The sequence below is a fragment of the Chryseobacterium salivictor genome, from assembly GCF_004359195.1.
GTDB lineage: Bacteria > Bacteroidota > Bacteroidia > Flavobacteriales > Weeksellaceae > Kaistella > Kaistella salivictor.
In genome coordinates, this window is sequence record NZ_CP037954.1 from 2841346 (window position 1) to 2863525 (window position 22180).

The 22180-nt window shown below is 37.3% G+C and carries 24 protein-coding genes; 5 read left to right on the forward strand and 19 right to left on the reverse strand.

Annotation, left to right across the window (positions count from 1 at the left end; all coding sequences use genetic code 11):
* Window positions 1-10: 10 nt before the first annotated feature.
* The 3 genes from NBC122_RS12925 to NBC122_RS12935 are packed head-to-tail and all read right to left on the reverse strand — an operon-like array spanning window position 11 to window position 2589.
* Complete coding sequence (locus NBC122_RS12925; RefSeq protein WP_133440774.1) at window positions 11-1180, reverse strand: glycosyltransferase family 87 protein; 1170 nt, start codon at window positions 1178-1180, stop codon at window positions 11-13.
* A 20-nt stretch (window positions 1181-1200) separates the two neighbouring features.
* On the reverse strand, window positions 1201-2010 hold the full coding sequence (locus NBC122_RS12930) for a 2,3,4,5-tetrahydropyridine-2,6-dicarboxylate N-succinyltransferase (RefSeq protein ID WP_133440775.1): 810 nt from the start codon (window positions 2008-2010) through the stop codon (window positions 1201-1203).
* Window positions 2011-2049: 39 nt separating this feature from the next.
* Entirely contained in the window at window positions 2050-2589 is a 540-nt protein-coding gene (locus tag NBC122_RS12935; protein ID WP_133440776.1) for a C40 family peptidase, read from the reverse strand.
* Between the two features lie 165 nt (window positions 2590-2754).
* Between NBC122_RS12935 and prmC the strand changes: the two genes are divergently transcribed.
* The gene (gene prmC / locus NBC122_RS12940; protein ID WP_133440777.1) at window positions 2755-3606 is read left to right on the forward strand and encodes a peptide chain release factor N(5)-glutamine methyltransferase; all 852 of its coding nucleotides are present in this window, start codon (window positions 2755-2757) and stop codon (window positions 3604-3606) included.
* A 471-nt stretch (window positions 3607-4077) separates the two neighbouring features.
* On the opposite strand, the gene NBC122_RS12945 is transcribed toward prmC, so the two are convergent.
* The 12 genes from NBC122_RS12945 to NBC122_RS13000 form a co-directional block, all read right to left on the reverse strand.
* Window positions 4078-4500, reverse strand: a complete 423-nt coding sequence (locus NBC122_RS12945; protein WP_133440778.1) for a hypothetical protein — start codon at window positions 4498-4500, stop codon at window positions 4078-4080.
* A gap of 143 nt (window positions 4501-4643) precedes the next feature.
* On the reverse strand, window positions 4644-5453 hold the full coding sequence (locus NBC122_RS12950; RefSeq protein WP_133440779.1) for a GLPGLI family protein: 810 nt from the start codon (window positions 5451-5453) through the stop codon (window positions 4644-4646).
* A gap of 441 nt (window positions 5454-5894) precedes the next feature.
* Window positions 5895-6551: a rhomboid family intramembrane serine protease gene (locus NBC122_RS12955; RefSeq protein WP_133440780.1), complete on the reverse strand. Its 657-nt coding sequence runs from the start codon at window positions 6549-6551 to the stop codon at window positions 5895-5897.
* 42 nt (window positions 6552-6593) lie between these two features.
* Window positions 6594-6911: an ATP-dependent Clp protease adaptor ClpS gene (locus NBC122_RS12960; protein ID WP_133440781.1), complete on the reverse strand. Its 318-nt coding sequence runs from the start codon at window positions 6909-6911 to the stop codon at window positions 6594-6596.
* A 32-nt stretch (window positions 6912-6943) separates the two neighbouring features.
* Window positions 6944-8302: a hemolysin family protein gene (locus NBC122_RS12965; protein ID WP_133440782.1), complete on the reverse strand. Its 1359-nt coding sequence runs from the start codon at window positions 8300-8302 to the stop codon at window positions 6944-6946.
* Window positions 8303-8458: 156 nt separating this feature from the next.
* Window positions 8459-9316 (reverse strand): ATP synthase F1 subunit gamma, encoded by an 858-nt coding sequence (gene atpG / locus NBC122_RS12970; RefSeq protein ID WP_133440783.1) that lies wholly within the window; start codon window positions 9314-9316, stop codon window positions 8459-8461.
* A gap of 69 nt (window positions 9317-9385) precedes the next feature.
* Window positions 9386-10963: a F0F1 ATP synthase subunit alpha gene (gene atpA / locus NBC122_RS12975; protein ID WP_133440784.1), complete on the reverse strand. Its 1578-nt coding sequence runs from the start codon at window positions 10961-10963 to the stop codon at window positions 9386-9388.
* Between the two features lie 18 nt (window positions 10964-10981).
* The gene (gene atpH, locus NBC122_RS12980) at window positions 10982-11521 is read right to left on the reverse strand and encodes an ATP synthase F1 subunit delta (RefSeq protein ID WP_133440785.1); all 540 of its coding nucleotides are present in this window, start codon (window positions 11519-11521) and stop codon (window positions 10982-10984) included.
* Window position 11522: 1 nt separating this feature from the next.
* Window positions 11523-12011 carry a F0F1 ATP synthase subunit B gene (gene atpF, locus NBC122_RS12985; RefSeq protein ID WP_133440786.1) on the reverse strand — a complete coding sequence of 163 codons (489 nt, stop codon included), beginning with the start codon at window positions 12009-12011 and terminating at the stop codon, window positions 11523-11525.
* 93 nt (window positions 12012-12104) lie between these two features.
* Complete coding sequence (locus tag NBC122_RS12990; RefSeq protein WP_034716508.1) at window positions 12105-12326, reverse strand: ATP synthase F0 subunit C; 222 nt, start codon at window positions 12324-12326, stop codon at window positions 12105-12107.
* Between the two features lie 41 nt (window positions 12327-12367).
* The gene (gene atpB, locus NBC122_RS12995) at window positions 12368-13483 is read right to left on the reverse strand and encodes a F0F1 ATP synthase subunit A (RefSeq protein WP_133440787.1); all 1116 of its coding nucleotides are present in this window, start codon (window positions 13481-13483) and stop codon (window positions 12368-12370) included.
* Window positions 13484-13563: 80 nt separating this feature from the next.
* Window positions 13564-13833, reverse strand: a complete 270-nt coding sequence (locus NBC122_RS13000; RefSeq protein ID WP_133440788.1) for a hypothetical protein — start codon at window positions 13831-13833, stop codon at window positions 13564-13566.
* A 1050-nt stretch (window positions 13834-14883) separates the two neighbouring features.
* On the opposite strand from NBC122_RS13000, the gene ffh reads away from it, so the two are divergent.
* The gene (gene ffh, locus NBC122_RS13005) at window positions 14884-16254 is read left to right on the forward strand and encodes a signal recognition particle protein (RefSeq protein ID WP_133440789.1); all 1371 of its coding nucleotides are present in this window, start codon (window positions 14884-14886) and stop codon (window positions 16252-16254) included.
* A 188-nt stretch (window positions 16255-16442) separates the two neighbouring features.
* Here the strand turns inward: ffh and NBC122_RS13010 are convergent, their stop codons facing one another.
* The 4 genes from NBC122_RS13010 to NBC122_RS13025 form a co-directional block, all read right to left on the reverse strand.
* The gene (locus tag NBC122_RS13010; RefSeq protein ID WP_246012375.1) at window positions 16443-17024 is read right to left on the reverse strand and encodes a hypothetical protein; all 582 of its coding nucleotides are present in this window, start codon (window positions 17022-17024) and stop codon (window positions 16443-16445) included.
* 310 nt (window positions 17025-17334) lie between these two features.
* Window positions 17335-17850 carry a porin family protein gene (locus NBC122_RS13015; protein ID WP_133440791.1) on the reverse strand — a complete coding sequence of 172 codons (516 nt, stop codon included), beginning with the start codon at window positions 17848-17850 and terminating at the stop codon, window positions 17335-17337.
* Window positions 17851-17962: 112 nt separating this feature from the next.
* On the reverse strand, window positions 17963-18442 hold the full coding sequence (locus NBC122_RS13020; RefSeq protein ID WP_133440792.1) for a hypothetical protein: 480 nt from the start codon (window positions 18440-18442) through the stop codon (window positions 17963-17965).
* 300 nt (window positions 18443-18742) lie between these two features.
* Window positions 18743-19702 carry a PhoH family protein gene (locus NBC122_RS13025; protein ID WP_133440793.1) on the reverse strand — a complete coding sequence of 320 codons (960 nt, stop codon included), beginning with the start codon at window positions 19700-19702 and terminating at the stop codon, window positions 18743-18745.
* A 128-nt stretch (window positions 19703-19830) separates the two neighbouring features.
* Here NBC122_RS13025 and NBC122_RS13030 point away from each other — a divergent pair, with 128 nt between their 5' ends.
* The 3 genes from NBC122_RS13030 to NBC122_RS13040 all read left to right on the forward strand — a co-directional run bounded on the left by NBC122_RS13030 (window position 19831) and on the right by NBC122_RS13040 (window position 22163).
* The gene (locus NBC122_RS13030) at window positions 19831-20658 is read left to right on the forward strand and encodes an SAM hydrolase/SAM-dependent halogenase family protein (protein WP_133440794.1); all 828 of its coding nucleotides are present in this window, start codon (window positions 19831-19833) and stop codon (window positions 20656-20658) included.
* Between the two features lie 109 nt (window positions 20659-20767).
* Window positions 20768-21319: a CopD family protein gene (locus tag NBC122_RS13035; RefSeq protein ID WP_133440795.1), complete on the forward strand. Its 552-nt coding sequence runs from the start codon at window positions 20768-20770 to the stop codon at window positions 21317-21319.
* A gap of 115 nt (window positions 21320-21434) precedes the next feature.
* Window positions 21435-22163 carry an ABC transporter permease subunit gene (locus NBC122_RS13040; RefSeq protein WP_133440796.1) on the forward strand — a complete coding sequence of 243 codons (729 nt, stop codon included), beginning with the start codon at window positions 21435-21437 and terminating at the stop codon, window positions 22161-22163.
* Window positions 22164-22180: the final 17 nt, after the last annotated feature.

The following is a 22180-nucleotide window of genomic DNA, read 5'->3' on the forward strand; positions in this document are numbered from 1 at the left end:
TGAAATTTAATTAATCTAATTGATAATCTTTTTCGAAATCTTTGGTCAGCAATTCGTAAATAATCCGGAACCAAACGATGCAACAAGGTAATGCTTTTAAGGAATATTTCATAATATAATTATCCTTAATGAATTGGGGGAATAAATCCGAAAATGAAAAACAGGTTAAGATGATGACAAAGATTAATAAACCAATTATTAATAGTGATCTTTCTTTTTGCATGATGAACCAAATCATCACTCCCGCAACGGCGATAATAAAAGTCGGCGATTCTGAACCGGAACTGAAGAGAACAATGAACAAAAGGGTCGATGCTAAAATCATCAACTGAAACGAAAGATTTTTATATTGTTTTATCCGTAAATAAGGCAGGGCGAAAACGGCCATTCCAGGAAGGAGAAAAACCAGATTGGAAATATCGGCATGTCCGGAAATCCGTCTGACGATTCCCATCAGAGAATAGTCCTGTCTGTTTCCTAAAACCTGATTCGCTGCATTTTTCTCTGACAGTGACTGAAACCAGTCTGCATAAGACTGAAGCCCAAAATGGGGACTTGAAATCAACATCGGCAATATCAAAAATAAAATACCGAATCCTAAAAAAGATAAGATGAATTTCCATTTATTCTTAATAAAGAAGAAAGAAGAAAGCCCGGCAATTCCGTAGAGTTTGACAAAAAATCCTATTAAAATGGAAATCGCTGACTGGGTTTCTTTCCGTTCGTAAATATAAACCGCCGACAACATTAATAAACCCGTCAAAGCAATATTAAACTGAAGACTCACCGCAGCAGTAATGAATTCCTGCAAACATAACCAGGCAAAAAATGCTTTTTTCGGATTAGAGAACGGCAGTTTATGAATGGCATAAACAAAAACGAAAGTATTGGCAATATTCCATAAGATAATTCCCAACCAATCCGGTAATATGGCGAAAGGCGCAATTAATAGGCTGAATAAAATACCGTAATGATTGGAATCAAAATGGACATCAGGATATAAAAGATAGATGTTTTTCTGTGCCAAAGTATTGGTAAAAACATTTTTGAAGATCATGTAATTATTATACTTTTCCGGTCCGCCGCGGTATTTTGCGATGGCAGATAAAGCAGAAACAAGAAAATAAATCCCAAAAATATATTTGGGATTTGATATGAATTTTAGGAATTTATCTTTCAATTTTAAGCAGTATATAAAGTTTAAACCGCTACATTATTTTCTCTCAAAGCATCGTTAAGAGAGGTTTTTTTATCAGTCGATTCTTTTCTTTGTCCGATGATTAAAGCGCATGGAACCTGAAATTCCCCAGCAGGGAACTGTTTCGTATAACTTCCGGGAATCACTACCGAACGGGCAGGAACTCTTCCTTTAATTTCTACCGGCGTATCACCGGTTACATCGATAATTTTTGTGGATGCCGTTAAAACAACATTTGCGCCCAGAACCGCTTCTCTTTCTACATGAACTCCTTCTACAACGATACATCTTGAACCCACGAAAACATTATCTTCGATAATTACCGGAGCAGCCTGCAAAGGTTCTAAAACCCCACCAATTCCTACTCCACCACTCAAATGAACGTCTTTTCCGATTTGTGCACAGCTGCCAACCGTTGCCCAGGTATCCACCATGGTTCCCGAATCTACATAAGCACCGATATTCACATAAGACGGCATTAAAATAACACCGGGCGCAATATAAGCGCCTTCTCTCGCTACAGCGTGCGGAACGACGCGAACCCCTTTTTCGGCATAGCCTCTTTTCAAAGGCATTTTGTCGTGAAATTCAAACGGACCTACTTCAATGGTTTCCATTTTTTGGATTGGGAAATACATGACCACAGCTTTCTTCACCCATTCGTTCACTTTCCAGCCATTGTCCGTAGGTTCGGCAACTCTGAGTTCGCCTAAATCTAATTGTCGGATTACTTCACGGATTGATGCTTTACTGTCATCATTTTGTAACAGTTCCCGGTTGTCCCAAATATTTTCTATCGTTTGTTGTAACATATTTATTGTTGAATTTTTAATTTTTGAATAAGGGCAAATTTACAAAACTCTTCTGGCGAAAAGGTAAGCATTGTTCCAGTATTTTTCGTTAAGTGAAGAAATAATAACTCCTTTCGAAGTGGAGGAATGAATGAACTTAACCTCGCCATCATTTCCGATATCGTGAACGATTCCGACATGGTTAACTCTATTTCCGCCTGAGGTTGCAAAAAAGACTAAATCACCGGGTTTTGCTTCATTGATTTTAATAGAAATTCCCTGGTTTGACTGTTCTTCAGATCTTCTGGGGAGTTTGTAACTGTTTTCATCAAAAACTTTGGTCACTAATCCCGAGCAATCGAAACCGGCGGAGGTATTCCCTGCATATTTATAGGGTGCACCCAAATATTTTTCAGCATCTTTTAAAATTTTCTTAATTTCAGCATTGACTTTCCCCGAATAATTAGACTCCAAAGTTTTCAAATTATCTGCCTTTTTCACCGTCTTTGTAGGGATTTCTCTTTTTACCACCACATTCCTGGAAGAACCGCAGGAAATGATTACTAATGCGGAAAAAGTAAGCATCAAATATTTCTTCATTTTCTTAATATCACAATTTTCCCAAAAATAGTGAAAATATTCAAATCTTTCTTTTAATTTAAAGACATTTTCCTTTTTGGCAGCCGTTTTCTCATTTTTTTTAAAGAGTCTATCTTTGCATTTGAAAAAAAGGATTTATATTTTTAAAATTCCGAAAAACCTACAATGACTCTAAAGGACTACAAAATCTATTTTAAAGAGCAGGTTTCTGAACTGTACAGCGGTTCTGAAAGTTCAGTTTTGTTCGGTATTTTCGTGCAAAAACTGATGGACCTGAATCAGATTGAACTGCGAAAGGCGATGAATAATGAGGTTCAGGAGAAACAGTCAGAAGATTTTCAAAGGATCATTGATGAATTAAAATCGGGAAAACCTTATCAGCAGATTTTGGGTGAAACCGAATTTTACGGTCTGACATTTTTCGTAGATGAACACGTTCTCATTCCAAGACCTGAAACCGAAGAACTTCTGGAATTGGCGATTGCGAAGATTAAAAGTTCAGGTTTAAATAAGAAAGATTTCAAAATTTTGGATATTGGAACAGGTTCCGGGATTATTCCGATTGTTTTAAAGAAACATTTTCCCAAAGCGGAAGTTTCGGCTATTGATTATTCTGAAAAAGCTTTGAAAACGGCCAGGAGAAATGCAGATTTTCATCAGGCTGAAATTCATTTTATCCATCAGGATTATCTGACCGGAAATTTGACTGAAAATTATGACGTTATTATTTCGAATCCGCCTTATATCGGGATGGAGGAAGAAGATGAAATCGCAGATTCGGTAAAAGAGTTTGAGCCGAAAATGGCGTTATTTTCTCCAACTTCAAACGCATTAATTTTCTATGAAAAAATCGCTGAAGACTGCAAAAATCACCTCGCAGAAAATGGTTTGGTTTTTCTGGAAATCAATCAGAAATTAGGAAAAGAGACGCTGGAACTTTTTACTGATGTTTTGTCGGAAGTGGAGTTGATGAAAGATCTGTCTGGGAATGAGCGGTTTATCTGGGGGATTTCTTGAGTGATTGGGTGATTGGGTATTTGAGTTGTCGAGTCATTGGGTTTTTGAGTTATTGAACAAGTCAATTAACTAATTTTTAATTTAATTTTTTATAAATATTCTATCTTATAATTCAACTCAATGGGATTGTTATTTTCCCTCATCTGCTTTTAAATATTTTCCGTTAACTGTTTTAAATTCATGCCAACAGGATTGCCGTTTTCGTCACCTACTTTGTACTTCATTCCTTTGCTCTTAATTCAGAAAACGGATGTGAATAATAATCTTTTTGTAACTTATTGTAGTTCTCCCAACTTATTTCTTTTCCTTTTCTCAGATTGAGCATTGTATTACCATTATGAATAGGGTCCCGTCTTGAACCGGTATTTTGGGATCAAACCAGGCAATCCAATTTCTACCTCCATATTTCACAGTCGCTTTATAAGACACCATCGCGCCAATTTTTACTTTCACAAATATTTTTAACGCTCTTTATTTTCTTTTTATTTCTATTGGTAAAGCAACAATATCAATTACATTTTCTCCTTGTTTATTTTTTCCTGCCATCCATTTTTTTTGTTGTGTAATATTCTGAATTGTTTTCTTCAATTCTTTATTAAAATTTTCATCACTTCCATAAATTGAAATATTTAGAACTTCTCCATCGTTTTCAATCTTTAAAATTATTTTGGCTTTATAAGTTTTGTTTGTTTCTAAACCAGTCCTATCAATGTTAGCTTTTATTTCCTCAATGAATTTCTTATTTCCTGTCGGATATTGTGCCGGAAATGTAATATTTGGTGGTGGTGGAACATTTAAATCTTGCGGCTGTTTAGACTCAAATTCATTCCTTATTGTTTGCGATATTCCAAAGTGAAAGGATAGAAGTGAGATAATGATAATAATTTTTTGCATATCGTTAGTTTTTAGACGGTTTTTCACCAATTATTTATAGTTTTTCCAAATTTGGAAGTAATGATTTAATCCTTTTTTATCACTATTATATCATAATTCCTATGTCTGGAAACTAAAAAATATTCTGTTCCATATAGCAGCAATTACTTTAACAAATCAATTTCTATTATATTATTATCTCTTCTGATTCTTTCAAGTAGATTTTTCTCTATTTCCCGTATGATTTCTGTGCCTGTTCGAAATTTACCGTCTGCATTTCTTTGATCCGGTATTCTTCCAATTAAGTTCGCGGGGTTCTTTCTATAATTTTGATATACTTTTACATATTGGGGGAAAGTGACATTAACTTCCCTATAATTTTTTACATCTGGATAAATAAAAGCAGTTTCATTATTTTTAATTCCCTTCAATTCGAAAATATGATTTTGCTTTTCATCCTCCACTTTGAAAATCAGTCCAGGTAAATCCTTAAACTTATAGGGTCCATCCTGAATGGGTATATCCGGCGAAAACCAGGCAATCCATTTTCGTCCGCCAAATTCAGAGGTTGCTTTCTGAACTTTGTGATCTAAAATATTTGAAAACTCGTTGATGAGTTCCCACTTAAAGTTAATTTCCTGTTTTATATTGTATCGATCATAGACAAGTCTCTTGATATGCATGATTTGATTCGAATTAGGAGTTTTGATAATCCGATCATAAATCATCTCTTTATTGGGAGGCATCGTCATAAGCCCTTTTTTGCTGTCTGCTAAAAGGGTAGAATCAGAATTATATTGGGCAAAACTAAAATATTCTGATCGATCTTTTCCAATATCCAGAATCATCATTTCAGTTATTACATTTTCCGCAATTGTAGAATCCGGTATAAATTTATATTCGTATACAAACTGTTTTGATTGAGAGGAATACAAAAGGCAAAGAAATAGAAATATTAAGGGGAATTTGTTCATTTTTTTTTCAATTGTTTTGCAATTATTGTCATTTTAAAACTACAAATAATACTTGGATAAAAATGAAAATATCGAAATTGATAAAACTTTAAAAAATGTGCTTTCCACTTATTTTCAAACCAATTAAAATCGATGTTATGTAAAATGTATCATTGTGAAAAAACTGCTTAAAAATACGAAAATTTTATACCGGCAATAAACTTAATAAAGCGGAAAAACATTCTACAAGCCCAGAATAACATTGCCATTCCTGCAAAATAATAACATTGATTGCGGGAAATTACTTTGTTGTTTTTTCTTTTTCCTCAAATAACAAACCACCTGAAATGATAGCCCCGATGGGAGCGGCATCCTATTGTGGAGCGTAGCGGGAACAATAGATATAGCGGACAGTGGGACGGGTTTCTATAAAAAATCGAAATTCCGGTGCTCCTGAAAATTCTAGTTAATTCTCTTCTTTACGAAAACCATATACGACATATACAGCAACGGAAGTGCCATGATTCCTAAGTAAAATGCGTTCTCGATAGCCCGCTCCGGCTGCAAAGCTACGGCATAAATCAAACCGAAAAATGCGCCGCCTAGATGCGCAGCATGTCCGACATTGTCATGCTGTTTCGGATTCAGCATCATGTAAACGGAATAGGCGAAATAGGCGAATCCGAAAATATAGCCCGGAATGGCAATCGGTATAAAGAAAAAGTAAATCCCTAAATCGGGAATCATCGCAATGGAGGCAAATAAAATCCCTGAAACTCCACCACTCGCGCCAATCGCAGAATACCAGGACTGATTCTTGTACAGATAAAGCGAGAAAATATTTCCCAAAAGAATGGAGCCAAAATAAACAAGCAGAAAGCCGAACGCTCCAAATGCCTGAACCACAATTGGGCCGAAGAAATACAGCGTCATCATGTTGAACAGCAAATGCATCAGATCGGCGTGCAGAAAACCTGCAGAAATCAAACGCACATATTCTTTGTTGCGAAGGATGGCCCCGACATTGAATTTGTATTTTTCGAAAAGCGCCTGATTGCTAAAGGCGATATAACTGAAAATCGCGGTGCCTGCAATAATAATCAAAAGAACTGGACTCATATTTTTTTATAAAATAAAAGTTTCGAAATCCGAAACTTTGGTTTAAACAATTTCTGAAGTTAAACTTCTTGCTAATAATTTTTCGTGCATGGGTTTCAGCTTTTCTAAATCCCCGGTTTTTACGGTGCATTTGCCTTTGTAATGAACAAGCATGGTACACTGCTCGGCCTGTTCCAGGGTATGACCACAAATTTCGATCAGTGCTTCAATGACGTAATCAAAAGTATTGATATCGTCATTCCACAAAATCAGTTTATAAACTTCGTCTTCTCTTTCCAGAACCGCAATATCTTCTTCGGTTTCCCGTTTCGGATTTTCGTAATCCTTTATATTGGCCGGAATATTATAATGTAAACCCATTTCTTTAATTTTAAAAATCACTATTCTTTACATTAAATTTCTCCTATTTCATTAGACAAATCATTCATGATGCGTGGTTCGTTGTAGGTTAATTCCACCAGATCCACACTTTTATTCTGCATTTTCAGAATTTTAACATGGTAGTTATTGATATTAAATTCCTCATTTTCAGCTGGAATATCTTCCAGTTCATGCAGGATAAACCCGGCCAACGTGTTGTATTCGCCGTCATCTGACAACGGGAACATTTTGGGTAATTTTTCATTGATTTCATCTAAAGGCTGTGTTGCCTTAACCCAGAAAACATTCTCTCCCACTTTGTCAACAATTCTTTCTTCATCGTCTTCTTCATCCTGTATTTCGCCGACCAATTCCTCTAAAATGTCTTCCAAAGTAACAATTCCTTCGGTACCTCCAAATTCGTCAATAACTACGGCTAAATGCTGCTTTTTCTGCTGGAAGACTTTCAGCAGGTCAGAAATCTTTTTACTCCCGACCACAAAGAATGCATCCCGCATCAAATCTTTTAAATCATCATGATCGATTTCACCTTTTCTCTTCACATATTCACGGATAATTTCTTTGGCGTAAAATATCCCGATGATATTGTCAATAGAATCCTGATAAACCGGAAGTCTGGAATACCCGCCTTCCATAATGATATTAATGATATCCTCGATCGGCAGTTCGATATCAATCGACGAGATATTCTGTCTGGGAATCATGATTTGCTTTGCGGAGTGATCTGTAAAATCGAACGCATTTTTAATGATTTCGTAATTCTCTTCTTCGATTTCCCCTGAGTCAGCAGATTGTTTTACAAGCAACTGCAATTCTTCAGTGGAGTGAATTTCCTGTTCTGAAGCAGGGTGAATTTTCACCAAACGCAGAAAAGCATTCGACATGTGATTCATCGACCAGATAAACGGTTTGAACACGGTATAGAAAACCCGTAAAGGAACCGCAATAAACATAGCGGTCTGCTCAGATTTTCGGATTGCAATTGACTTAGGAATTAATTCACCAAACACGATATGCATGATCGTAATAATCAGGAAGCTCAGAATAAGTGAAATGGTGGTAATCGTACTGTCTGCAACTGCTACATTAAAATAGTGGAAGAGATTTTCGATCACGTGATGCATCGCACTTTCACCCACCCAACCTAAAGCAAGGGATGCTAAGGTAATTCCTAACTGTGTAGCAGAAAGGTATTCATCCAGATGCTTTATCAGATGCTCCGCCTGCTTTGCCATGGCGTTCCCCTCGGCGGCTTTTAATTGAATCTGAGAGTACCGGACTTTAACGATTGAGAATTCTGCGGCTACAAAAAAACCATTCAGTACTACTAAAAATACAGCTAAAAAAAGCTTAATTATGTCAGAATCCATTTAGAAATTTAAAAATATTGCGACAAAGATACGTAAATAAAATAATTAATATTAACTATTCTGAGAATAGGAACTGAAGTTTACTCCAAATAAAAAGCACCGATCAATGATGGTGCTTTTCAGTTTTATAAAAGAAAACTATTGTTTTCTTAAAATTTATGAATTTTTCAATGCTTCTGCACCTCCTACAATTTCCAAAATCTCGTTGGTAATTGCAGCCTGACGGGCCTTATTATAGAATATTTTAAGATCATTTCTCAATGCTTCTGCGTTGTCGGTCGCTTTGTGCATCGCAGTCATTCTGGCACCGTGCTCTGAAGCTACCGAATCCAAAATCGCTTTGTAAACCTGAGTTTTTATCGACTTCGGCATTAATACTTCTAAAATTTCTTTCGCCGTAGGCTCAAAGATATAATCGGTATTGGAAACTTCGGTTTTTTCCGGTAATGCGATCGGCAACAACTGTTCTTTAATAACTTCCTGTGTAGCCGCATTGATGAACTTATTGTAAATCAAATATACTTTGTCAAAACTTCCTTCACGGAAATCTTTCATTACGTTTTCTACAAAATTGGAAACGACCTCGAAGCTCATGCCATCGAAAATAGCACTTTGATTATCGTACACTTTTCTGCTTCTGCGAACCGCGTCATATACTTTTTTACCAACGGTAAGAATTTCGATCTCATGCGCTGCATTTGCAACCGAGAGATTCAATTCTTTGATTACCGCAGAGTTAAATGCGCCGGCAAGACCTTTATTAGAAGTGACAACGATGTAAAGAACTTTGTTCACTTCTCTTTCTTCGGTGTAGCCCGACACGCCTTCTAAATCTACCGTGGAACTTACATTCTCTATAATTTCCTGTAATTTTTCTGAGTAAGGTCTCAACATGACAATTGCATCGGTTGCTTTCTTCAGTTTCGCTGCCGAAACCATTTTCATCGCACTCGTAATCTGCATTGTCGAAGAGATTGAAGTAATTCTTCCTCGTATTTCTTTTAAGTTTGCCATTCTATGAAGTCAATGTTTAAAATTCAGTATTCAAGAATAAAATCCTGAATACTGAAAATTGAATATTTTTTAGTTGTATTTCGATGCTAATTCTACAGCGGCCTGTTTCAGAATATCTGTAATCGAGTTGTCAATTTTTCCGGATTTAATGGCTGCCATTGTTTCAGGATATTTTGATCTCAGGAACGCTACATATTCTATCTGGAATTCTTTCACTTTATTGATTGGGATATTTCTCAACAGGTTTTCTGTTCCAGCATAAATCATCGCAACTTGGCTATCCACAGGAAGTGGAGAGTTTACCGGTTGTTTCAGGATTTCTACGTTTCTTTCCCCTTTAGAAATAACTGCCTGCGTGGAAGCATCTAAGTCTGAACCAAATTTAGCAAATGCTTCCAGTTCTTTATATTGTGCCTGATCCAGTTTCAAAGTTCCGGAAACTTTTTTCATTGATTTAATCTGAGCATTACCTCCAACACGCGATACAGAAATACCTACGTTAATTGCCGGACGGACTCCTGAGTTAAACAAATCGGTTTCAAGGAAAATCTGACCGTCTGTAATCGAAATTACGTTGGTAGGAATATACGCTGAAACGTCCCCTGCCTGAGTTTCGATAATCGGAAGTGCGGTTAAAGAACCTCCTCCTTTTACCAAAGGTCTCAATGAATCCGGTAAATCATTCATCTGTGCTGCAATCGTATCATCTTTGATGATTTTTGCTGCTCTCTCCAATAATCTGGAGTGAAGGTAGAAAACGTCTCCCGGATAAGCTTCACGGCCCGGTGGTCTTCTCAACAAAAGAGAAAGTTCACGGTAAGCCACCGCCTGTTTGGATAAATCATCATAGATAATCAATGCCGGACGACCGGTATCGCGGAAAAACTCACCGATTGCTGCTCCTGCCATTGGTGCATAAACCTGCATCGGTGCCGGATCAGAAGCGTTTGCTGCTACGATTACCGTATATGCTAAAGCGCCTTTATCTTCTAATGTTTTAACAATCTGAGCAACGGTTGAACCTTTTTGTCCAATCGCTACATATATACAGAATACAGGTTCACCTGCATCATAAAATTCTCTTTGATTAATAATCGTGTCAATCGCTACCACAGTTTTCCCTGTCTGACGGTCACCGATGATTAATTCTCTTTGTCCTCTTCCTACAGGAATCATCGAGTCAATCGCAACGATACCGGTTTGTAACGGTTCAGTTACCGGCTGACGGAAAATTACTCCCGGAGCTTTTCTTTCCAATGGCAATTCATACGTTTCACCAGTGATTGGTCCTTTACCGTCAATAGGATTTCCTAAGGTATCTACTACTCTTCCCAACATTCCCTCACCAACTTTGATCGATGAAATTCTTTGAGTTCTGTTAACCGTGTCACCTTCTTTTACTAATTTGGATTCCCCCAAAAGAGCGACCCCAACGTTGTCTTCAGCAAGGTTAAGAACGATTCCTTCAACACCGCTTTGGAATTTTACCAATTCACCGTACTGAACATTTTCTAAACCGTACACTAAAGCGATACCATCACCGATGGTTAATACCGTTCCTACTTCTTCTACATTCGACTGCGTCTCGAAGTTGGCTAGCTGCTGTTTAAGAATTGCAGATACTTCTGCCGGATTTATTTCTGCCATTTTATGGTTGTTTTTGTCTTAATTTAATTGAAATTCTTTTTTCAGTCGGCTTAATTTTGATTTCACCGATGCGTCTACCTGCTGATCGCCCACCCGTAAAATATATCCTCCTAAGATCTCAGGATTGATGATAGATTTTACATCGAACTGGTTATTATGATTAACAAGGCTGGTAGATTTCAGAATATTTTTAATATTTTCATCAGAAAGTGCGGTTGCAGAAGTCAGCGTAATTCTCTGTACTCCATTCATATCATCCACTTTATTAATAAATTCCTGTCCGATATTGATCAACTGTGCTTCCCGGCCATGCTTGATAACCAATTGGATTAAATTTCTGGTCACTGGAGAAAAGCTCTTGAAAATCTCTTCGGAAACACTTATTTTTTTCTTCACCTCGATAATCGGCGAATGGAAAAAGCTCTGCAACTCTTTTGATTTTTCGATGGTATTCACCAAGTCCTTCATGTCACCAAAAACAGAAGCTGTACTTCCTGCTTCCTGGGTGAAATTCAGTAAACCCTGTGCATACCTTTTTGCAACTTTACTTGTACGCATACTAGTTTAAGTTAGAAGTATTAAGGATATTCGCTACCAATGCATCCTGTGCACCATCGTTATCCAGTTTCTGTTTCAAAATAGATTCTGCAATGTTTACAGACAAGGTACCGATTTGGCTTTTGATGTCTGCCATTGCAGCAGATTTCTCAGCCTGAATAGTTTGTCTGGCAGCGTCAATCATTTTATCGCCTTCTGCTTTTGCAATACCTTTGGCTTCCCCTACAATTCTGTCTCTGATATCTCTGGCTTCTTTTAAAATCTGATCACGTTCAACTTTCGCCTCACGGATGATGATTTCGTTTTCAGCTTTCAGGTTTTCAACTTCCTGTCTGGCCAATTTAGCCTGGTTCAAAGAATCTACAATGGTAACTTCTCTTTCGTTAATTGCAGTTAAAATTGGTTTCCATGCAAACTTTGCCAATAAAAACAAAAGGATCAAAAAGGTTAAAGTCATCCAAAACAATAAGCCAATTCCCGGTTCTATCATAATTGTAATTTTTTGTAATTTTTTTTCTATATGGAATTTAAAAAACTCTTAGCAGAGCCAACCGCGCTGCTAAGAATTAGTTTCTGAGGTTTCTTATTTTACGAACGCTCCAAAGATGATCGCGATCAAACCAGCACCCTCGATAAGTCCTGCAGCAATAAGCATTGCTCCCTGGATTTTACCTGCCTGCTCTGGTTGTCTTGCAATAGCATCCATTGCATGTCCACCGATTTTACCAATACCTAGACCAACGCCTAATACTGCTAATCCGATTCCAACGTAAATAAGTCCAGTTCCTTGTGAAATGATTTCCATAATAAAAAAATATATAGGTTAAAAATATTCTAAATTAAATACTAATGCGCTCCTTCGTGTTCGTGCTCCTGTACTGCAATCCCAATAAACAAAGCAGAAAGAACGGTAAAAATATACGCCTGTAAAGCTGCTACCAATAGTTCCAATACTCCGATGAATAAACCAAGTGGAACAGAAGCAAAACCTAAAAGCGGTGTTTTAAAGATAAAGATCAATGACATAATCGCCAACACCATAATGTGACCTGCAGTGATGTTTGCAAAGAGACGCATCATCAAGGCAAATGGTTTGGTGAAAATCCCGATGATTTCAATCGGCACCATAATCGGATATAATAATAATGGCACCGGTGGCATAAAAATATGTTTCCAGTAATCTTTGTTGGCACTGAAGATGGTAATTAATAAAGTAATAATAGCCAAAACCGCAGTGGTCGCAATGTTTCCGGTCAGGTTATAACCAAACGGCGCGAAAGGAATCAAACCAAACATATTATTAAACCAGATAAAGAAAAATACGGTTAATAAATAAGGCATGTATTTTTTATACTTTTTCGCACCAATATTGGGAATCGCCACTTCATCTCTGATAAAAAGAATAACCGGCTCCATAAATCTGCCAAATCCGCTCGGAACTAGAGATTTCCCATACCCTCTTGCCATTCCTATAAAGACAAGCAACATGAAAAAGATGGAAATAAAAATCGCAGCTACATTTTTCGTAATCGAGAAATCATAAAAAGCATTTGCTTCAGTTTGCTTTCCGCTCATTACCGAAAATAATTTGGCCTGTTCCAACCCCTGTGTTGATTTTACAATACCGTTTTCTAAAGTATAACCTTCATGCTCGTGACCATGTGCAATCGCACTCGACATGAACATGTGAAGCCCGTTTTTATCTTTGATAATAACAGGTAAAGGAATAGAAATATGTTTTTCCTCCGCAGTTCCTTCGTTCAAAGTTAAGATATGCCACTCATTAGCGTCGCTAATGTGACTCATAATCATCTCCTTCGCATCGAATTTTTGATTATCCTCTACGATTGTCTGTTCTAAACTCTCAGGGGTCTTGGCTTCAACTTCTTGCTGTGCATAAGTGAAAACACTTGAAAGCGTTAGAAATAAAACGAAAAATAAAGAAGAAATTCTCTTGTTCATAGGTCAAATTTATCGGTTTGCAAATATATTGATTTTATTAAAACCCACCAATATTAAAAATTGATTTTTATCAGTTATTTTCAGGAACGATTTAATAATCGGATTACTTTGAAATATAAGGCAAAAGAAGTCACCAAAAAGATTCCAATAAGAACTAAGAAATTGGTTTGATCGGTCTCTAGATTAATGAGCCAATACCCTACCCAAATAATGTCTTTAAAAATATTGATCATTAAAAATAACATGGCAGGATTTTCTGTTTTCATCAGATATTTTTTGAAAACGTAGAACATAATTACATTTAAGCAAGCTGCTGAAAGGAATAATAAAGCGATAGTCAGGATATTCATTTGGCAAAAATAAGCAACTTTACGATAATTCTACGAAATCCGATATTACGAAATGTGTGATGTCAATAAATTAGTAACAAAAACGAAACTGACATTCACCCTGTCTCCCTGCTGGCAAAGTCCCCGACTTTGAGCAATAATAACAAAACCTACAGGAGCAATTCAATCTAACACCGCTGCCGCACACATCCTCATTTTTATAATAGATCAATTGGATCCAAGGTTTATGGAGAAAACAGTGAGATTTTTATGCGTTGGACCTGTGAATTTGTGAGTTCTTTCACGATTATTATTTATATTTGTAAGTGATATTTCGATTTACTGATCTGTATCGTTCTCCCGACAGCTCACATTCCACTCTCCAAGTGCGCTACTCCATAGCGAGTCCATAGCAACTCCATAACCACACCAGTAATTTTATAGTTAAACCATTAACTTACAGTATATTAATTTAAGGCTTAGATACTCTGTAAGGTCAAGAATCCCAGTCATTACCTACCACTAACAAGCGGGGATGATGGCAGGAACCTCAAAAAACGGTAATCTAAGCGGAGTTTAAGGAAGCCTGGGAATCAGTTTCCTTATTTGCTCTTTTGAAAGACTTAAAAGAAATATCCCTTTTTTGCCCTTTGTGGTTTTTGTGGTTTTTGTGGTTTTTAAAACAAATTTAAACAGACACTAAAAATTAAGATCTAATTAAATTTTTTAAACTAATTTTTGGACACGAAAATCCTTCTTTCTGTAATTTTATTGTCATGAACTCCTCATGAACTATCCATGAAGTATCCATGAAGTATCCATGAAGCATCCATGAAGCATCTCAGGAAGAACTATGGAGTATCGCGAAAAGACATTTTCTCGCTAACCCCTCTTGGTAGCACGTCCGAAATAACAGCAAGAATTGCGCAAATAATCATGCTTTAATCGGATCTATAATCCTATCGATTTCCATTGGGTAAAAATCTGGTAACTCTTCTACTTCTCCTTGCTAAAATTTCAATTTCAATTCCGCAAATATTTATGTATTTTTGCAACTCTTAAAGAAAAATTATGTTCAACAGCTTACAGGATAAATTAGACAAAGCGCTTCAGAATATTTCAGGGCGCGGGAAAATTTCAGAAATCAACGTTGCAGAAACGGTAAAGGAAATCCGCCGCGCGTTGGTGGATGCCGACGTTAATTACAAAGTAGCGAAAGACCTCACCAAGAGAGTTCAGGACAAAGCACTCGGGCAAAATGTACTGACCAGTTTAACGCCGGGACAGTTAATGACCAAAATCGTTCATGACGAACTGGTAGAATTAATGGGAAGCACCCACGAAGGAATTAATCTTTCGGGGAAACCAAGTGTGATCTTAATCGCCGGTTTACAGGGATCGGGTAAAACCACCTTTTCCGGAAAATTAGCGAACTATTTAAAACTGAAAAAAAATAAAAAACCGCTTTTGGTGGCTTGTGACGTTTACCGTCCGGCCGCAATTGAGCAGTTGAAAATATTGGGCTCCCAAACCGGCATTCCTGTTTATACAGAAGAAGGTGCACTGAATCCTTCCTCGATTGCAGAAAATGCGGTGAAGTTTGCGAAAGAAAATGGCCACGATGTCGTCATTGTGGATACGGCAGGCCGTTTGGCGATTGATGAGCAGATGATGAACGAAATAAAATCTGTTCACTATTTCATTAAACCTGATGAGACGCTTTTCGTAGTAGATTCCATGACCGGTCAGGATGCGGTGAATACGGCAAAAGCCTTTAACGAAGCTTTAAACTTTGACGGTGTTGTTTTGACCAAATTAGATGGTGATACGCGTGGTGGTGCCGCTTTGACAATCCGGTCCGTCGTAGAGAAACCGATTAAGTTTATCTCTACCGGAGAAAAAATGGAAGCGCTGGATATTTTCTATCCGGAAAGAATGGCCGACAGAATCCTGGGAATGGGTGACGTGGTTTCATTAGTAGAAAGAGCGCAAGAACAGTTTGACGAAGAAGAAGCCAAAAAACTTCATAAAAAAATTGCCAAGAATGAATTTGGTTTCGATGATTTCTTAAAACAAATCAATCAGATCAAAAAAATGGGGAATATGAAAGATTTGATGGGGATGATTCCTGGCGTGGGCAAAGCCATCAAAGATGTCGATATTCAGGATGACGCCTTTAAACATATTGAAGCGATCATTCATTCGATGACGCCGGAAGAAAGAAGAAGACCTTCTATTATTAATACCCAGAGAAAAAACAGAATTGCCAAAGGAGCAGGAAGAAAAATCGAGGATGTGAATGCTTTGATGAAACAGTTCGACCAAATGGGCAAAATGATGAAGATGATGCAGGGACCACAGGGAAAACAAATGATGGAAATGATGAGCAAAGGAATGCCGAAAGTCCCGGGAATGGGCGGCGGTAATTTATTTGGAAGATAATTTAAACTTTACCTATAAAAAAATCCTGTGTGTTAATAACGTACAGGATTTTTTTTGCATTACAGTCCATATAATGACAAAAGATATTTCTTCTTTAAAAAACTGAACCGGTCTCGGACTTCACAAGGTAATGAAACAAGAAAACGGTCTCACAACGTCAAAACAGTTTTTCTACTTTTAAATGAATTTTATTCAGATTTGTAATCTTTCAGCGACTTGCCTGGTGGCAAGAAAATATTTAAACCTAATCTAAAGTCTATCGCAGAAGTAGTTCCTCTATTTCCAAAACCTAAATTCCCGTTCAGTTTCAGCGAGGCATCCAAGCCGATATCAGAGGTAAGAAAGTAAGTATATCCCGGACCAATTCCTAAGTCTAAACCATTTGCCGAAGCTCCGCCATCTGAAACCGTAGTTCCTCCTATTCCCGCATTGCCTTCCACGAAGAACCTGCCGTGTCTCACTAAACTGTCCACTCCTTCTTCTCCTGAAGAAAAATAATACCTGGACAGCGCTCCTACTCCGTAAGTAAACGTAGTCGGCGACGATTTTGCTCCGGAAACCCCTAATCTAACGTATGGGCCGACTGCCCAATTATCCTTGACAAAAAAAGCAACTTGCGGCGTCACCTGAAAGCTGTAACCCGCTCCCTTATTGAGTCCGAAATTTGCGGCGGCCACTTCACCACCGACCATCCAATTGGCTTTTTGTAACTGTGCATGAGCAGGATTTCCTAAAAAAGCAAACATCCCTGCCATTAAAATTTTTTTCATAATAATTTTTTTTATGATTTAAATTTCCGTTAATAAAATTATGCTTACCTCAATTATGCTGCAAGAATCAAGCCCTGCACTATCATTTTACACATGGATTTTTGCGGGTTTATAATGAATCATATTATTAAAGCAAGATCATATTCTTTGGATTTAAACCAGCTATAAAAAGAAGCCGTCTCATAACTCAATGAAACGGCTTTTTTTGTAGTTTTCTCACGGACTCCTGTCCGAGCTTGGGTTGCGAATATCAAAATCTCAGAGCGCTATTTGAGGTATTGAGACACTTTCCATACTTTCAAAAGAAGTATCAGAATTTATATCCTAATCCTAAATTAAGATAGTTTGCTTTTACCGTATAACCGCTCGGCGCATTTTTCAAATGATTATTTAACTGGAATGAATATCTCGCTTCAACAAAAAGTTTCTGAGTAAATTCATAAGCTCCGCCTAAAGCTAAACCGAAATTGGTAGAATTGTAAAAATCAGGCATCGGGTTTTCTTCCAAATCAAAAAGAAATTGGGGACCGAACTGTAAATTGAACTTTGGATCCACATAATATTTCACCATAACCGGAATCTGCAAAGCACTTGAATTACCAATATTCGCATAATTTACAGCCGGTTGAATTTTGAAATTATTCCCTGCGCTGAATTCCGCAAAAAAACCTGCATAGAAACCAGTCTGAGAATCTGTTTCTGTTACCCCCGGAGTTTTGACTTTTGCAAAAGCAGTCAGCATCCCTGCGTTGGCACCGAAAGTTGTTTGTTGAGCGTTAAGCCCTGTAAAAAGTGCAACTGCACCTGCTAAAAATAATTTTTTCATAGTTTTTTCTAAAGTTAATATGCAAAATTAAAATAATTCCGGAATTCGCAAAATTATTCTATCATAAAAAAGCCACTCAACAGAGTGGCTGGTGTTATAAAATTAAAAGAAATTACTGGCCAAAAGAGTATGCATATCCTAAATTAATAGCGCCCGCATTATATCCGGTTTTAGAAACCCCCAAATATCCTACATACACTTCACTTGGCCCGAAATGGTAAGCCGCTTTTGGCTGGAAGTAAAATCCACCTGTACTGTCTCCATTTGAAAAGAGAAAACCATAACCAAGATCAACACCCAAACTGAACTGCGGTGAGATTTTGTATTCTGCTGCTGCCGCAAGTGGAATCATACTTAGAGTATCATAACCACTTTTACCAATCCAGGCAGAATATCCTGTGGCAAGTCCCAAATTAAATTCCGATGCAACCGGCCAAAGGTAAGCTGCATCTGCGCCGATTAATACACTACTCGAAGAACTGGAATCACCAACAGGCAACCCGATATGGGCACCCAATTTAAAATTTCCTGCTGTCTGAGCATTTACTGCTCCAAAAAGTGCAATAGCACCCACTAACAATACTTTTTTCATGGTTTTTAATTTTAATTGTTTAGTAAATGTAAAACTATTTTTTAAAAATAACAAAGCTTTAACAAATATTTTATACCGTAAACAATATTCTGATTAAAATAATTTTATCTCGAAAAAACGCAATCACTGTATTCCAAAGGAATTTTTTATTGTATTTAAACAAGCATTTCAGTTTTTTCTATTCGTAGAGTATTTTTTAATGTTGCCAAATTAAAAATAGAACTCACAGCGATTTTATTGAGATCTTCCCTGATTTTACTTTTTTTAAAGTAAGAAAGAGATTGATCTGGAAAATATTCCCTATTCTTCACGCTGTCTTATTTCCTCTTTTACGTACGCATTGATGATTTTACGTACGACCGGATGTCTCACCACATCTTCGTCCGTAAGATGCACGAAGCCAATTTCGCCTACATCTTTCAGGATTCGCATGGCTTCCTTTAAACCGGATTTTTGCCGCATCGGTAAGTCAATCTGCGTTGGATCACCCGTGATGATGAATTTAGCATTCATGCCCATCCTGGTAAGAAACATCTTCATTTGGGAATGGGTCGTGTTCTGTGCCTCATCCAGAATAACGAACGCTTCGTCCAGCGTCCGTCCTCTCATGAAAGCGAGCGGCGCTACTTCAATAATGTTTTTTTCGATAAAACCCTCCAGCTTTTCATGCGGAATCATATCGCGAAGGGCATCATAAAGCGGCTGCAAATAAGGATCTAATTTTTCTTTTAAATCCCCGGGCAGAAAACCAAGACTTTCACCGGCTTCTACGGCGGGTCTGGTCAAAATTATCCTCTTCACTTCTTTATCCCGCAAAGCCCGTACGGCCAGTGCAACGCTGGTATATGTTTTTCCTGTTCCGGCCGGACCGATTGCAAATACCATATCTTTTGTCTGAGAGGCTCTTACCAATTTTTTCAGATTGGTGGTTTTTGCCTTTATGATTTTACCGTTCACTCCTTTTACAATAATATCCTGATCGAAAACAATTTCCTTTTCGGCTTCATCTTTCAGACTCAAGATGTTTTCAAAATCCTGTAACGTAATTGAATTGTATTTCGAAATAAAACTCACTACATCATCCAGCTTCGTTTTCAGCACATCGAGTGCATCCCGAGTTCCCAACGCGGAGATCGACTGGTCTCTTCCGGTAATTTTCAGGGTCGGAAATTTTGATTTTAATAAATTAAAATATTGGTTATTGACTCCATAAAAAGTTTTGGCATCGATGCCTTCAATCTCGTATTTCAGTTCAAACATTGATTAGCAGTTTTAATTTTTATTTTTATTAAAAGTATTATTTTTTATTCAAATATCGGGCTAACTTTTCCACAATAAGGCGTTAAATATTTTTTTTAGACTAAATTTGTGCTTTCCTAAAAATAAACATGTCAGTTATCACCTTCACTTCAGATTACGGATTGGTCGATCACAGAGTTGCTGCTGTGAAAGGCACAATTTTGAATTTAAAGGAAGACGTCACCATTGTCGACATTACCCATCAGATACAGGCATACAATCTATTGCAGACCGCGTATATTGTGAGAAATGCCTACTCTTATTTTCCAAAAGGTACGGTACACATTATCTCGGTGGACAGTTTCTACACCAAAGAAAGAAAATGCATTCTTTATAAAGCAGATGATCATTATTTCATCGCTGCGGATAATGGCGTTTTGAGTTTGATTTTCTATGACATCAATCCAGAAGCGGTATATGAGATCACCTTTAATAACCGTTTTGATGATGAAGTCTCATTTACCTCAACCGATATTTTTGCGCCGGTTGCGGTGCATCTTCAAAATGGCGGTTTGCCCGAAGTTATTGGGCGACCTTATAAAAATCCAAAGCAACTATCCTTTCCGCGTGCGGTCTTTATTGAAAGTGAAAAAATGCTGATTGGTGAAATTATGTATATCGATAATTTCGGAAATGTAGTCTCAAATATTACTAAAAAATTCTTTGAGAAAAGCGGAATCGGTTATGAAAACTTTATTTTAAAGTTCAGAAATTTAGCGCTGTCCAGAATACATAATCAATACACGGATCTGGTACACGACTGGACGAAGGAGCAGGAATTTCACGGGAAAGCGGCTGCGGTATTTAACGACGCCGGCTTACTGGAATTGACCATCTATAAAGGAAATGGCGAAAGCGGTGCCAGAACGCTTTTCGGTTTGCAGGTCGGTGAAAGCATTTATATCGAATATCAATAGAAAACCGGTGGTTGCTCCAGACACAGAAAATTCACTTTTTTAAAACCTATTAAAACCGGATTTCCAGTTTATAAGATAATTCCTTTATCTTTGTCTCTAAATTTTTCAGATGCTTTATACCGTTATCAAAGCTGTTCACATCATTTTTATGGTCAGTTATTTTGCAGGGATTTTTTATCTCGCCCGCATTTTCGTTTATTATAAAGATACCGATGATTTTGAGGAAAATAAAAAACAGGTTCTTCGTGAACAATATGTTTTTATGGCGCGCAGATTATGGAATATCATCACCGTTCCGGCCGGAATTATTATGCTGGTAACAGGTTTAACAATGATTTTCCTCAACTTTGGTTTAATGAAAACTCCGTGGTTTCATCTGAAACTGACTTTCTTAGTCGGACTTGCAGTTTATCATTACTGGTGCTGGAAAAAAGTTTTACAAATCAAAAATCTTCAAGGCAATATTCTACCGATTGAAAATATTAAACTTCGGCAGGCGAATGAAATTGCTACTTTTATATTATTTTTAGTGGTCTTCACCGTAATTTTAAAATCAATGGTCATCGAATATTGGTGGCAATTAATTGCCGGATTTACCGTTCTGGTATTTTTGATTATGACGACGGTGAAGTTGGTGAATAAAAAGAATAAACAACGGTGAATGGTGAGTAGTCAATCAATAGTGAATGGTCAATCGTGAATGGTGAACTTTTAAAGCCTCGAACCTCGCATCACGCAACTCAACCTCAAACTTAGCAATAACCTCAACGTAATACATGATTGCAATATTTAAAAAAGAACTTTGGACTTATTTCGGAAACTGGAGCGCCTGGTTAATTATTGGTGCTTTCAGTTTAATCGGCACGCTTTTCTTATTTTTCTTTGATAATGATTCCAATATTTTCGAGATTGGGTCGGCGACTTTACAGAGTTATTTTGTGCTCGTTCCCTGGCTTTTGATGTTCATTATTCCGGCAATTTCTATGAAGACGCTGGCAGAAGAGCAGCAATCCGGAACGCTGAACTGGCTTTTTTCGCAACCTCTTGCAATATCGGATATCGTCATCGGTAAATTTCTGTCGGTTTGGTTGGTCGGCATTTTATGTTTGCTTCCTTCGCTGGTTTATTTATACACCGTTTATGTTTTAGGAGTTCCGGAAGGGAATATCGATTTAGGAGCCGCTTTCGGAAGTTATTTTGGTTTAATCATTTTAATTGCCGCTTTTTCCGCAGTGGGAATCTTAGCTTCATCGCTCTCGCAAAACCAAATTATGGCTTACCTGCTCGGCGTTTTCCTGTCCTTCTTTTTGTATTTCGGGATTGAGCAGTTGGCCAGTTATAAAATATTGGGTGGCGCTGATTATTTCCTTTCTAATATTGGCTTTTATCAACATTTTCTGGCCTTTACCAGAGGGTTGATCGATACGAGAGATTTATTTTACTTCCTTCTGGTGATTGCGGGTTGTCTGTTTCTCGCTAAAATTTTTGTAGAAAAGAAAAAGTAACTGAAAGTATTTACCGC